This is a genomic window from Bradyrhizobium sp. USDA 4538 (assembly GCF_024171045.1).
GTDB lineage: Bacteria > Pseudomonadota > Alphaproteobacteria > Rhizobiales > Xanthobacteraceae > Bradyrhizobium > Bradyrhizobium australafricanum.
Window position 1 is genome coordinate 691,698 of sequence record NZ_JALJZE010000002.1, and the last position, 13,553, is coordinate 705,250.

Here is a 13,553-nt window from a genome sequence, read left to right on the forward strand (position 1 = left end):
GAGGCGAGAGTCTCACGCCCGGTTCTGCGAGAGGCTGGAGGTGAAATCCCTCCGGCCTACTCACCCGACGGTGCCGGTGCTGGCCAAGCTTAAGACGGTTACCGGCCGGATCTGGACTTATGTTCGCGATGACCGGCCGTTTGGCGGCACGGATCCGCCGGCGGCCCTGTTCTACTACTCACGCAACCGGGCTGGAGAACATCCGCAAAGCCATCTTGCCGGCTATGTGGGCCTCATGCAGGCCGATGCCTTCGATGGATATAACCAGCTCTACAAGGCCCAAAGGAAGCCGGCTCCGATCCTGGAAGCGGCCTGTTGGAGCCACGGCCGCAGAAAGTTCTTCGACCTGGCGAAGTCTGGAGAGGCGCCGATTGCCAGCGAGGCCGTGCGACGCATCGATACCTTGTTCGAGATCGAGCGCACCATCAACGGCAAAACGCCGGAACAGCGGCTTGCGACACGTCGTGATCAGTCGAGGCCGATCGTCGCCGATCTCGAAATCTGGATGCGCCAGCAGCGAACCTTGCTCTCATCAGGCAACGATACTGCGAAGGCGATCAACTACCTGCTCAACCGCTGGGCGGCGTTCACCCGCTTCCTGGACGATGGCCGCATCTGCCTCTCGAACAACGCTGCCGAACGAGCGCTACGCGGTGTGGCTGTTGGAAGACGAAATTGGACCTTCGCCGGTTCAGATGCTGGCGGCAATCGTGCCGCCGCTGTCTATACCCTGATCGAAACCTGCAAGATGAACGACGTTGATCCGCAAGCCTGGCTCGCTGACGTGCTGGCCAGGCTTCCTGATCACCCCGTCAACAAAGTCGCCGACCTGCTCCCGTGGAATTGGAAGGCGACCCAACAGTCCAAAGCGGCTGCTGCCTGAACGCCGCGGCAGACCGGCGCGACTGCCCGGGGTGCTGGCCGGATGCGTACCTCTTTGGCGATCGCGCGCACGCTCCAGTGTGTTGCGGCCTTGGGCTTGCGAGCGAGGCCACCGCCTCATCCTCAACGGTGCGGGGCCTGCCGCTACGCATCTCGTCGTAGAGCCCCTCAATCCGATCGGTGATGAAGCGCTTGCGCCATTTGCCGATCGTATGGGGACCGACGCCAAGCCGCGCCGCCACGACGGCGTTGCTGGGCTCGCGCTCGCTCGCCAGCACAATCTTCACTCGCAACGTCAGTGCCGCCGGCAACGAGCGCGACCGCGTTATGGCCAACAGATGCGTGCGTTCGTCGTTCGATATCGTCAGTGTCGCTTTTGGCCGTCCGGTTCGCATCGGACGGAACACTAGGGCACCGGGACCAATTCTCTTGGTGGCGGGCTGTAACAAGATACTGCCGCCAATCATTCATCAATCTAAAAAAAGTCAATCGATCTTTACAGACCTGCCCCTCCCCATACCGTCAAACAGCGCGTGGGTGATACACGATGGGACCAGAAAGGAAGCGCTGCGTCGACGAAATGCAGTATCCCCTCCCTTCAATCCGCAGTGTGCGGACAACAGTCTAGAGTCGGCAAGTGTGCATCTTCCGCAAAAAACATATCGCTTAAGCCAGACATCGCTCGACTGCAGTAAGGAAATGCGCATTCGCAGAACAAGCGAACACCTTGGCTGGTCGGATATCAATGTCAGCATAACGGCCACCCAACCACACAGCTATGAGATCGTACATAGAGCTATTCCCGATCTCTGGATCCATCTAGCTCTGGCACCGATGGACCTGTCCTTTGTCATAGGCCAAAAGCAAATGCGTTTGGTCGGGCCGCCGCACCGCATTTCGCTCGTTCCACCGGAGACGTTGGCCAAAGTGAGGCGACACACAGAGTCCGACGAGCTCCACACGTTTCTGAAATGCGACGTTCTCGCGGAGGTCGCTGGTGACGTGCTTGATCGCCATCTGGGAGACATGGAAATCGAATTGACGCTCAATTGCGATGACCACAGCATGAGTTGCCTCCTTCTTTCTTTGAAAGAGGCACTGTTTGAGCCGGCGGAACACTCAAGATTGAAAATCGAGTACGCTTCACGTGCGCTCGCTCTCGACGTTCTCGGCAAGCATGCTCGTCAAAGGCACGGCGCCGTTGGCGGTACGGAAGTGCATCAACGGTTGACCGTGAGTCAGGTTCGCCTGATCTCCGAGTACATTCGCGAAAATCTTTCCGCGGATATTTCACTGAATGACCTAGCGGGCTTTGCAAAGCTAAGCCGCACGCTCTTCATCCAACGCTTTAAGGCGTCATTTCGTCAAACCCCACATCAGTATTTGATAGCGGAGCGTGTACAACGGGGGAGGGAACTGCTGACTAACAGTAGCCTGCCAGTGACGCAAATTGCGCTGGCCTGCGGCTTCTCGGATCAGGCGCACTTCGGCATGTGTTTCAAGCGCGCAATGGGTATATCACCATCGGCGTATAGAGCAAATCTCGAATAAGCACAAATAGGATGAATGATCTACTCGTCAGACGCGAGCATCGGCCCAAGCAGCGCGACAGTGCCGCTGTTCATGTCCGAAACTAGACATCGGCGACATCGCAGGAAGTTGTGGTCTGCTTTGCACATCATCGCCTCGATCGTATCCGCCCGATGGAGCCAAGCTAAGGCCGTCAGGCGGCGTGTTTCCATGGCATAAGCACGTCGATTTCGCCGCTCGGCCAACCGTTGGCAATACGCTGAAGCGTGAGAGCGAGCCAGGCGAGCGGATCATCGGCATTGGGGACGGCGATGAGCAAACCGCGGGATGATCGCCAGAAAGACCTGCCGCTTCCGGCGCTAGATCAAATCATCGACATGCGCCACCCGCTGGTGCGGTTGGCGGGGCTAATCGACTGGAAGTTTCTGGATGACCGCTTTTGTTCGGTGTGCCAGACCGATTCAAGGCAACCTGGCCTGCCGACGCGACTTGTCGCCGGCCTGTTCATCCTGAAGCACATGCACAATCTCTCGGATGAGGTGCTGTGCGCCCGCTGGATCGAGAACCCCTACTACCAATACTTCTGCGGCGAGTTGAGCTTCTGCCACCGCCTGCCGTTCGATCGATCGTCGCTGACGCGCTGGCGGCAGCGGCTCGGCGAGGAGCAACTCGTCGCGCTGATCCAGGAAAGTCTGGCGGCGGCGCACAAGACTGGCGCCATTGGTCCTACCGACCTGGAGCGGGTGGCGGTCGACACTACGGTGCAGCCCAAGGCCGTTGCGCATCCGACCGACGCGGGGCTGATGCATCGGGCAATCACCAAGCTCGTTGGGCTCGCCAAGCGCAACCGGGTGCCGCTGCGCCAGAGCTATCTGCGGTTGGCCAAGCGTGCCGCCATCATGGTCGGCCGCTATACCCACGCTCACCAGTTCAAACGCGCCCGGCGCCAGCTCAAGTTCCTGCGGACTCGGCTTGGCCGGCTCATCCGCGACATCCGCCGCAAGATTGATGGCGATGCGGTGCTGGAAGCTCGCTTCGGCCCGCTGCTCGATCTGGCGCAGCGGGTGCGCAGCCAGGATCAGCATCAGCGCGGTCCAAAGGTCTATGCGTTACACGACGCCCCGGAGGTCGAGTGCATCGGCAAGGGCAAAGCCCGCGCGCCTTACGAGTTCGGCTGCAAGGTAATTATCGCCACCCCCGTTGACCTCCCCGAAGGGCGGACAGTTCGTGCTCCATGCCAAGGCACTGCACGGCAATCTCTTCGACGGGACACGCTCGGCCCGTGGGTCGCCGACATAGAGAAGCTCACCGGCGTGGAGGCTCGCCGCATCCATGTCGACAAAGGGTACCGCGGCCACAACCACCCGCATCGGTTCAGGGTCTGGATCTCGGGGCAGGTTCGCCGCGTCACGGCTTCCATCCGGCGCGAGATGAAGCGTCGTGCGGCTGTCGAGCCCGTCATCGGCCACGTCAAGGCCGAGCACCGCATGGACCGCAACTATCTCAAAGGCCGCGTCGGCGACCGCATCAGTGCCGTCCTCGCCGCGGCCGGGCACAACAACTTCGGCCTGCTCCTGCGATGGCTCGCAGAACTCTTGCGTGCCACCATCCGGACCTTTGCAAAAACTTTCCTGGGCCAAAACATCGCTTAAATCAGCGGTCGCCCGCTTTCTTCACGGAGGACTAGTGATCATCTGTCTGTCAATTTTAGATTGTGTTGTTGGCGCAGTAGTAGTATCGCATCAAGATACTACTAGAGCGAGATTGCTTAAGTTCGACGACGCAGTCGCGTTCTCATCTCAGCAAGGGATTGTGTCATGACCCAATACAACGGCGTGCTATTGCGACAAAATCTGCAGGATCAGGGTTTGCTGCCTCGGACGGGCGGCTGGACTGCGAGCCCCGACCTGATCGCTGCGGGGACGCAGCCGATCCAGAACCCGGCTGCCTACTACTCGTCGGCGGGCAGTATGGGCAAGGATTTGACGCAGCCGGTCGTCATCAATGCCACCAACTACTTCTACCTTCGTGGAAAGAACCTGGGCACCAAGACCGTCCCGGCGGAAGGGCGCATTTTCTTTGCCCCACAATCGCTATTCCTCTATCCGCAGCAGTGGCTCAACAACGGCATGAAGACGGCCAAGGGGGCCGAGTTCAGTGCAATCAGTTCGATCGAGCCCAATGCGATCGGAGTGACCACTGATCCGCTGATCTGGCTTGCCCCGAATACTTCGGAGCACACCTGCCTGATCGGCTTCATCTCGACGGCAGGTTTTCCGTTTGCGAGCCAGAGGCCGCCCAATGCGGTGCATTCGCTCGACGATCTGGCTGCCTGGATCGGCAAGAACGGCGGCACCGGCTGGCACAACGTGCAGTTCACCAGCGCGGGCTCGCCGACTTTCACCAACTACACGACCTATCCGGCCTCGTCGAAGCCGGCCAAGGTCCAATTCGTGATCACGTGCCTCGGTTGCCCGGTCAATTCCCAGGTATCGTTCTCCTGTGGCACTCCCTTGCCCGATGGCACTTACATCAATCTGCCGCTGACCACGGTGACCAAGTCCGATCAGTTCGGCGTGATGTTGCAGTACGACATCCCCGCTGGATGGACCTCGTCAGTCACCTATTCCTATAAGGATAATGGCCTTCCGCCGGGAGATAACTTCAGCGTCTCCATGAGTGCGTCGATCGTGGAAACCACGCCAGGCGGGCATGCCTTCTCCGCCTTCGCGCGACCGGCAGCGGAGGTTTTCCCGAACCACGTCGCGCTAAATCCGAAAACGCTCGCAGTGACGGATATGCCGGTCGGCCTCGTGTTGCCGGTGGGCAGCGACATGACCAAGCGTCCTTGATTGATCGCAGGGCCGCGCGCCGACCCGCGCGCGGCACTGATCGCGACCTGGTCTCTGGACTGGTCTCAACGTTCGTCGTCGGCGATGCGAAAGGTCGGCAATGGCCCCCGTTCCGTCAAATGTGAAGCAGGCGTTTGACGTCGTCGCTCAGAAAGGAGGGGCCTACGATAGGGAGGATTCTCCGACCGATCGGTATTACGCCTTTCTCTTCGATGTCGAGAACGCCGTCAATCCGAAGAGCGGCGCGAAGCTGTGGTCGGTGCAGTTCGAGATGGTGCCGTTCGAGTGGATGGAGTCCGCGGTCCTTTCGCAGGACGGGGTGACCAGGAGTCCGCCGCCGAGTGGTCCTGCGTCGCTTCTTGTGTTCGACGACGCAGCGCCCGACGACCTCGCCAAGGCGCTGGGTACCCCGGTTGATGAGATCGTTTCCGGCGAGTGGTACGTCATTACGCTGGGAAAGGGCGGCTTGTCGGCGCAGCGGGCGCGGCCGGTTGCGGTGCCAAGCGTGCGGCGAACGACGGCGAAGGGCTACAAGGTGCCGCGGCGCCAGATGCTAAAGCTGAACAAGCGTTTTCGGCCTGTCAGCAGGTTCTCTATCAGAGCGATCGTGAAGATGCTGAGGGCGCGGATAGCGCGCGAAGTTGGCGTGATGGATGTTGGCCAGGCGTCATGCAACCTCGTTTACGACGCTTTCGGCTCCCCGCAGTTCTACGTCGATGTTGGCCTGCCCATGTTTTTCAATTTTGCGAGCATGCCGCCGGTCAACGGGCTCGGAAACGTCGAAATACTCAACCCGGGGCCATGCCTTCAAAACAATCCGATCGTGATCGTGACTCATTTCCACTTTGATCATTATTCGATGGCGGCAATGTCGGCGAACTGGGCCGCTCTGGTGAACCGCAACTGGTTGGTGCCCAATCAGGTGGTGGGACCGGTGGCCTGGTTGGTGATTAACAATGTAAACGCCTCCGTCAACGGGCAGATCCACGTCTTTCCGGTTGCCTTGGCGGGCCTGGTTGGCGGGTACGTGAACATCATCCAGTGTGCGCCGGCGATGGGCATGGCGCCGGGCAACCTCAACAATACGGGACTCGCCGTGGTCGTGACGATCAACGACCTGTTGCAGACCAACTCCCTGTTGCCCGGCGACGCCGCGTTTCAGGCGATTCCGGGCGTTGGCGGAATAGCCGGACTACGTTGGCTGGTTGCATCGCATCACGGGTCCGATACCGATCTCATTCCAGCCGTTGGGCCGTCCCCCATTCCAGCGCCGAACGTCGCTAACCAGGGCCGTCTCTCCTATTCCTACGGCATCAATGGCGGTCCTCCGCTTGGCGTTCATTGTTATGGCCACCCGGATGCACCGGCTGTCGCGGCGTATATCGGCGTCGGCTGGGGGACAGCGCCGGCCTTCGTTGCCAGCACTGCAGAAACCGGCCCCAACACCAACGTCGCCGGGCGCGGCAACATCATGATGTGCAATAACGTCATCCCGCCCGCCTGCGGGGTGGCTAACTGTCCCTTCCATGCCTTTCCGAAGCGTTTGGTGTGATCTGGAAAGCCGACAGCGCCATGCCGCAGATCGCCACCTATGATGCTCTTGCGAAACTGGCTTCAGGTCTGAAGCCAGGCGATACGCTGACGGTCGGGCCGAATGATGTCGCGCCAGCGATGCTACAGATACTTGAGGACCTCACGCTGGTCTTCACTCTCTCGGTCACCAAAGCGACGGTTTCCGCGCAGCCACCGGTCGTCACCGTTGAGGGAACGACAACGCTGTTCGGCCTCGCCGATATGGCGACGACGCTGACTTTCGTGCCGGAAACCGACAAGACCTTGACAGGGCCCTTCCTGATGAGCGTCATCGGGTCCCCCCAACAGGGCACCGAATGGGACCTCCTCAGCAACTTCCAGCTCACCGGCATCAACCTCAACTTCGCGCCCAATCCGGCGATCGAAAACTATGACGCGAGCATAAGCTGCAACCTCGTCGTCGGTGCAGCGCACTCGCTGACTATGCCAGTGACGGTTGCGCTTCCGGCATATCCTGGCTTGGACTGGGTGATCACAGGGCAGTTTGCAAAGCAGCCCTTGTCTGCCGATGCCTTCGCGGCCCTCGGCGGCGGCCTGTCGCTTTCGAACTATTTGCCATCGCCGCTGGATACCTTGGCCAAATTCGGCTTAAGTGAGATCGAGGTCGCCTTCAATCCAACCGCCGGCCACCTGTCCTACGTGTTCCTGACCATCACCTACACCGACGCGTGGTCGGTGCTGGGCATCATGGACGTTCCCGCAGACGGTGTCGCGCTGCGGTTCATGGTGGATTTCCGGAAGACCGGCCAAAGCTATGTCGAACTGGAGGCACAATTCGAAATCGCGACCGTACCGGTCGACATCGGCGCGCACTTTGCGCCGGATGATTTCGTGGTCTGGGGGCGGCTGCAGGATGGTAAGACAGTCGGCATCACCGATCTGTTCAAGCACTTCAAGGTAATCCTGCCCGATAAGTTTCCCGAGATTGAGATCGATCGGCTCTCGGTGCTCGCCAGCATCAGTGCCGGGAGCTATGACTTCGAGCTGGTCGCGCGGGTCGATGCCGGAGTGCAGCTCAAGCTTGAGAATCTGACCGCCAAGGTCCATGTTGCGACCAAGCCCTCGACGGTGGTCGACGCCTCCTTTCTCGGCACCATGGTGCTTGCCGCGGACGCAAGCGTGTTTCTCTCGGCCAAATATGATGGCGGGGGCGGCGGGCTCACGCTGGTCGGCGACGCCGAGAACATCCCGATCGGTACGCTCATCAGCTACTGGGCCGACCGGTTTGGCATCAGCGATGTCCCCGAGCCGATCAGCTCGCTTCTCCTCAAGACGCTGACCATCAGTTACAACACCGCGAGCGGCGATCTGCATTTCAAGTGTGTCGGCGGCTTCACCGTCCACGATACCGCGGTGCAGGTGACCTTCACCGTCGACCTCGTCCACACGGCGAGCGGTGGGGCGATCCCGGCAGGGGCGAAAGTCGGCAGCAAGGGCTACAGCGCCACCTTCGGCGGCTCGGTGACTTTCGCCGATCTCGAATTCGACATTCGCTTCAACACCAAGGACACCGGCGAGAAGATCTTCATTGCCGACTATGTCGACAGCGGCACCGCGCACCAGGTCAAGCTGCATGATCTGGTCGCCGACGTGTCCGGCGATCTGGCTAAGCTCGTTCCCGACGACGTCGCGATCAGCCTGCACGTCGTCAAGTTCGCCTATTTCAAGGACAGCGGCGGGGCCAACCGTTTCCTGTTCGGCGCCGAGCTTGGATCCGAGATCAGCCTGACCACGATCCCGCTGATTGGCGACAAGCTTCCCGAAGATGCGACGGTGAAGTTCAGCCAGTTGCAGTTCGTCTATTCGGACTCCGCCTTGCTCAAGGACCAGGCCGCCTCGATCAATGCACTGTTTCCGCAGGGCGTAGGAGGGCTGCCCGCCGCGGGACTCGACAAGGGTGTCCTCGTCTCCGCCGATCTGCAACTCGGCTCCAGCCACAAGACGATCTCGCTTCCGATCGCGATCGGCAAAGACCAGGCGTCGGCGCTGCTGGTCGATGCGCGTCCGGGCGGTGAAGGCGTCGTGCCAGCCGCCGCGCCGTCCACCGCATCGGCGCCGGCGTCGCTGTCGATCAACATCCAGAAGCAGTTCGGTCCGGTCGCGATCGAGAAGCTAGGCCTGATGTACGACAATCAGGTGCTCTACGTCACCGGCGATATCGGGCTGACCGCGCAATTGCTGTCGATCGGTCTCATCGGCCTCGGCGTCGGGTCGAAGATCACCAGCTTCTCACCCGAGGTAACGCTGTCCGGCTTGACCATCACCGTGGATGATGGACCGGTGCAGGTCCGCGGCGGCCTGCTCGGATCGATCCATCCGCTGAACTTCTATGGGGCCTTGTCGGTCACCGTGCCGTCGATGTCGATCGGCGCGCTCGGCGGCTATGCCCAGCTCGGACCCGATCCGTCGTTCTTCCTCTATGCGTCGGTCAATCGGCCGCTGTTCGGCTATCCCTTCTTCTATGTCGACGGCCTGGCCGGCGGCCTCGGCTTCAATCGCGACCTCCTGACCCCGGGCATCGACGGCGTCGCGGGTTTCCCGCTGGTCAGTTGGGCGATGGGCAAGGACGTGCCGCCTGCGGATCCCTCAGGCAATATCGGAAGCCAGATCGAGACCGTGATCAAGTCGTTGGGCGACACCATTCCGCCGCGCGTAGGCGAGTACTGGATCGCGGCGGGCATCAAGTTCTCCTCGTTCAGTATCCTGCATTCCTTCGCGCTGCTGACTGTCTCGTTCGGGACCGATTTCAAGGTCGCACTGCTGGGACTGACCACCGCCAGCCTGCCACCCGACACCGCAGCCGGGGTGCCGCCGATCGGCTATGTCGAGATGGCGCTGGAGGCGGTGTTCTCGCCTGACAACGGCATCCTCGAGATCGCGGCAAAGGTGACGCCGGCGTCGTACATCTTGACCAAGGACTGCCACCTGACCGGTGGCGTCGCCTACTACTCCTGGTTCAAGGACAATCCGGCAAACGATCCCGCGTCCTATCACGCCGGCGATTTCGTGGTCACGCTCGGCGGCTACAATCCCGCTTACGCGCGACCGGCCTATTTCCCGGTCGAACCGCTGCTCGGCTTCAACTGGCAGGTCGACAGCAACACCAGCATCAAGGGCGGCATCTATTTCGCGATCACGCCTTCGGCGATGATGGCCGGCGGACGTCTTGAGGCGGTGTGGGAGAGCGGCGATCTCAAGGCGTGGTTCATCGCCCATGCCGATTTCCTGCTCTGCTGGAAACCGTTCCACTACGAGATCGAGATCGGGCTCAGCATCGGCGTCTCCTACAAGCTGGACCTGCTGTTCACCAGCGTCACCATCTCGGTCAGCATCGGCGTCGATCTGTCGCTGTGGGGACCGAAGTTCGGCGGCACCATCTATGTCGATCTATCGGTGATTTCGTTCACCGTCGGGATAGGCAATCGCGACAAGCCCAAGGCGAGGCCGATTCCATGGAGCGAGTTCAAGACCTCGTTCCTGCCGGCGCCGCAGGGCGGCGCTCATCTTGCGCTTGCCGCTGGCGCGCCTATCGTCACCGACAGCTATTGTCATTCGAGCGTTGCGGCGGGGCTCGTCACGGCTATGACGGCGGCCAAGGTCAACCCGACCGATCCGGATTGGGTGGTCAATTCCGAGACCTTGCAACTCATGACCTTCACCGTGTTCCCGGCCAAGACAGCGACCCTGACGACGGCCGGAACCAAGACCACGCCGCTGCCGACCGGTCAGAGCAATTTTGGCGTCGGCCCGGTGGATGTCTCGATCGATCATTTCACGTCCGAGCACGCCATCACGATCCAGCGGCTGGTGAAGGGACAACCCGATTCGGCCTTCAATCTTGCCGACGTTGCGACCATCGTGCCGGTTCTTGCCAACATTCCGGCCGCAACCTGGTCGGGCAAGCTGACGGTGAACCCGAATATCGGTGACATCAACAAGTCGCCCGCCAATGTCGGCGGCGTGCTGGTCGGGTTCTCGATCACCATGAAGCGACGGCCACCGGACCACACGCCGTTGCCCATCGACATCGCGATCCTGCAGCAGGAGTCCGAAGGCACGGTCGGGTTCAGCTGGACTACCCCGACCGTTCCGTCGATGGATTCATTCGACCAATCCACCGCGATGAAGACCTTCTCGGACACCCTAGTGTCGGCCAAGGCCAACCGCGAAGCGGTCATCGGCGCGCTCAATGGAACGGGCCTCGACCTCGGCGTCGATGCCGATGTCGACATTCGGCTGCTGGCCGAGCAGGCGCCCGCGACCCTGCTCAAGGCGCCGGGGCTCCGCTATCTGGGAGAACAACGTGCTGCTTGATATCGCCGCACCGGCGTCGCCGCAGGAGGTTGGTCATGAGCGATGATCCAACCCAGGAAACCGGCAAGATCACCTTCGTTGCCAGCCACCGCCCGCCGCTGGAAGACGGCGAATATTCCGTCACCATCGTGCAGACGGTCAAGAACAGCGATCCAAATCCGCCGAAAGATGCGGTGTTCGACGAGGCCTATACCAACACGCGGCGCTTTCAGGTGCGCGGCGAACGCTTCGCGGTCGACGCAGCCGAAATCAGCAGCGTGTTTCCGCCGTCGTCGAGCACCGGCGAATATGCCAACGTGCTGCCTCACATCGTGTTCAGCAGGGTGACGCTGCCCTGGGAGCGCTCGGTCGGCGACGCCGCCGACAGCTCCTGGCTGGCGCTGCTGCTGTTTGACGAGGACGATCCCGTGCCGGAGCCCAAGTCGGTGTTTGCCGGCGACTTGACCCCCAATCCATTCCCGCACGCCAAAGGCGGTCCCGATCAACCAAGCGCGCTGCCCACTGGGACCGTATCCTATCCCGGGTTGACCTTCGACTATGGCGAGTTTCCCTATCAGCCGTGCAACGTCATCGATGTGCCGGTCGCGCTGTTCAATCAGGTCGTGCCGGGGCAGGTCGACATGCCGTGGCTGGCGCATGCGCGGATCCTCACGACCGACAAGCCGGCGCGCATGGGACTAACCACGGATCCGGGCACCGAGGTCAAGACCTCGGTCATCGTCGGCAACCGCTTGCCGAATTCCAATGCGCGCTGCACCGTTCATCTCGTATCGCTGGAGGGGATGGCGAGCCTTCTCCCCGCCGGCGACGACTACACGCCGGCAGCGATCAAGTCGCCCAACGGCGGTGCCGCCGACGCGGTGCGGCTCGTCACGCTCGCCAACTGGAGCTATCAGTCGGTCGATCCGAAGCAGACCTTCTCGGAATTGCTCAAGGCGCTGGATGCGGACGATAACCTTCGGGTGTTTGCGATCGCCGATGGCAGCACTGGAACGGGCCCGGCCGACAGCTTTGTCGCCAACGCGCTGCACATGGGATACACGCCGCTCAATCATCAGACGCGACAGGGCAGCAAGACAGTGTCGTGGTATCGCGGCCCGTTGGTGCCGTTCGCGGTGCCGCCGGACAGCATCGTGCCGGTGCCTGGCGATGGGACGCATTCGGAACCGATCGCGACCGCGGACGAGGCCGTTCGCTATGATCCCGACAACGGCATGATGGACATCTCCTATGCTGCCGCCTGGCAGATCGGGCGGTTGCTGGCGCTGCAGGACCAGGGCTTCTCGCAGGCGCTTTATGAATGGAAGCGCAGCAACACCCTTGCGGTGGTGACGGCATTCGAACGCCAGGTGCTCGAGCGCGAGTTCGGTGCAACGCTGGGCGTCACGGCGGGGCGGCATTCCGCCGAGGCCAATTTGATGCATCATTTGACCAGCAGCTTCATTCGCACGCGGCTGAAACCGCATCTGATGCGCGGACAGGCGCGCCGCAATCCGCCAGGTGAGGTGCAGTGATGGCCCGGTTGCTCGACAGGCAGGCGCATCTCGAAAGCCTTGCAGCGACGTTCGCCAACCGCGAGGCGATCGCGGCCGCCACGGCGGACATCGATCCGACCGTGCAGTTGAGCGATTGGCTGAAGCGGCTGGAGCAACTGCACGGCCTGCCGTATCGCTATTTGGTTGCCAATGAGCGCTTCTTGCCGAACGAGTCGATCCGCTTCTTCCAGATCGACTTCAACTGGCTTCACGCGCTGGTGGAGGGAGCGTGCAGCATCGGCCATGCCAGCGATGCCGAGGCCGCACAGCACGCCGTCACGCGACAGAAATTGCACGCCTCGGCGCGGCGCGGCGTCTCGGCCGACGACAAACCGGTTGCGGTCACCGGCTTCCTGCTGCGCTCCCAGGTCGTTCCCGGCTGGCCCAAGCTGGAGATCGTTCCGTTTGACCAGGCGGGCACCGAGCTTACCGACGTGATACGCATGGACCTGCTGTCGCCGTCGATCCTGCTCTACATAGTGGTCGGAACGATCGACCATGTCGTGATCCGCGAGCCGGCGGTCGGGCTTCATTCCGGAATCGACGTCGATGGCGGCAAGCCGTTGCGCTACGTCACCGTGCCGGCCACCGCGCCGCCGGGGACCAGACCCGGCGACCAGCTCGAGGGCGTGTCCGCCGCTGTCGACTACCGCGCCGGCAACCGGCGCGCGCTGCGTATCAACAAGCTGGCCGGCAACGTCAAGGATCTCCTCGACAAAAACAAGGCGAACAACGCGCCCAATGGTGACGCGTTGCCTTTCACCGCGGCGGAGTTTGCGCTCGAGATGGTCGAAGGCACGCAAGAGGTCACGTTTCGCAGCAAACCTGCGGCAGCAAAGTAATCCGG

9 protein-coding genes and 1 pseudogene are annotated in these 13,553 nt (G+C 61.6%); 8 read left to right on the plus strand and 2 right to left on the minus strand.

What is annotated here, in order from left to right:
• Window position 1: 1 nt before the first annotated feature.
• Window positions 2–883 (plus strand): annotated as a pseudogene (locus J2R78_RS44475) (IS66 family transposase); the annotation flags it as partial.
• Here J2R78_RS44475 and J2R78_RS45595 read toward each other — a convergent pair.
• Window positions 813–1,169, minus strand: coding sequence for a helix-turn-helix domain-containing protein (locus J2R78_RS45595; protein ID WP_375167182.1), 357 nt, complete (start codon window positions 1,167–1,169; stop codon window positions 813–815). The pseudogene J2R78_RS44475 and the gene J2R78_RS45595 sit on opposite strands and share 71 nt — an antisense overlap.
• Here J2R78_RS45595 and J2R78_RS44480 point away from each other — a divergent pair.
• Window positions 1,066–2,433: an AraC family transcriptional regulator gene (locus J2R78_RS44480; RefSeq protein ID WP_253610405.1), complete on the plus strand. Its 1,368-nt coding sequence runs from the start codon at window positions 1,066–1,068 to the stop codon at window positions 2,431–2,433. The genes J2R78_RS45595 and J2R78_RS44480 overlap by 104 nt on opposite strands.
• Window positions 2,434–2,605: 172 nt before the next feature.
• Here J2R78_RS44480 and J2R78_RS44485 read toward each other — a convergent pair whose 3' ends face one another.
• Window positions 2,606–2,731 carry a transposase domain-containing protein gene (locus J2R78_RS44485; RefSeq protein WP_375167183.1) on the minus strand — a complete coding sequence of 42 codons (126 nt, stop codon included), beginning with the start codon at window positions 2,729–2,731 and terminating at the stop codon, window positions 2,606–2,608.
• On the opposite strand from J2R78_RS44485, the gene J2R78_RS44490 reads away from it, so the two are divergent.
• The 6 genes from J2R78_RS44490 (at window position 2,724) to J2R78_RS44515 (ending at window position 13,548) form a co-directional block, all read left to right on the plus strand.
• The gene (locus tag J2R78_RS44490) at window positions 2,724–4,064 is read left to right on the plus strand and encodes an IS5 family transposase (RefSeq protein WP_253610404.1); all 1,341 of its coding nucleotides are present in this window, start codon (window positions 2,724–2,726) and stop codon (window positions 4,062–4,064) included. The two genes, J2R78_RS44485 and J2R78_RS44490, sit on opposite strands and share 8 nt — an antisense overlap.
• 165 nt (window positions 4,065–4,229) lie before the next feature.
• Complete coding sequence (locus tag J2R78_RS44495; RefSeq protein ID WP_253610403.1) at window positions 4,230–5,264, plus strand: hypothetical protein; 1,035 nt, start codon at window positions 4,230–4,232, stop codon at window positions 5,262–5,264.
• A 100-nt stretch (window positions 5,265–5,364) separates the two neighbouring features.
• Window positions 5,365–6,816, plus strand: coding sequence for a hypothetical protein (locus J2R78_RS44500; RefSeq protein WP_253610402.1), 1,452 nt, complete (start codon window positions 5,365–5,367; stop codon window positions 6,814–6,816).
• Window positions 6,813–11,171 carry a DUF6603 domain-containing protein gene (locus J2R78_RS44505; RefSeq protein ID WP_253610401.1) on the plus strand — a complete coding sequence of 1,453 codons (4,359 nt, stop codon included), beginning with the start codon at window positions 6,813–6,815 and terminating at the stop codon, window positions 11,169–11,171. The genes J2R78_RS44500 and J2R78_RS44505 overlap by 4 nt, the downstream gene beginning before the upstream one ends.
• Before the next feature lie 35 nt (window positions 11,172–11,206).
• Entirely contained in the window at window positions 11,207–12,685 is a 1,479-nt protein-coding gene (locus J2R78_RS44510) for a hypothetical protein (RefSeq protein ID WP_253610400.1), read from the plus strand.
• Window positions 12,685–13,548, plus strand: a complete 864-nt coding sequence (locus tag J2R78_RS44515) for a hypothetical protein (RefSeq protein ID WP_253610399.1) — start codon at window positions 12,685–12,687, stop codon at window positions 13,546–13,548. The genes J2R78_RS44510 and J2R78_RS44515 overlap by 1 nt, the downstream gene beginning before the upstream one ends.
• The last annotated feature ends 5 nt before the right edge of the window (window positions 13,549–13,553 follow it).

Excerpts from the sequence above, each read along its gene's own strand:
- J2R78_RS44480 (WP_253610405.1), top strand. The coding sequence starts at position 1,066 with ATGAAGCGCTTGCGCCATTTGCCGATCGTATGGGGACCGACGCCAAGC.
- J2R78_RS44490 (WP_253610404.1), top strand. The coding sequence starts at position 2,724 with ATGAGCAAACCGCGGGATGATCGCCAGAAAGACCTGCCGCTTCCGGCG.
- J2R78_RS44495 (WP_253610403.1), top strand. The coding sequence starts at position 4,230 with ATGACCCAATACAACGGCGTGCTATTGCGACAAAATCTGCAGGATCAG.
- J2R78_RS44500 (WP_253610402.1), top strand. The coding sequence starts at position 5,365 with ATGGCCCCCGTTCCGTCAAATGTGAAGCAGGCGTTTGACGTCGTCGCT.
- J2R78_RS44510 (WP_253610400.1), top strand. The coding sequence starts at position 11,207 with ATGAGCGATGATCCAACCCAGGAAACCGGCAAGATCACCTTCGTTGCC.
- J2R78_RS44515 (WP_253610399.1), top strand. The coding sequence starts at position 12,685 with ATGGCCCGGTTGCTCGACAGGCAGGCGCATCTCGAAAGCCTTGCAGCG.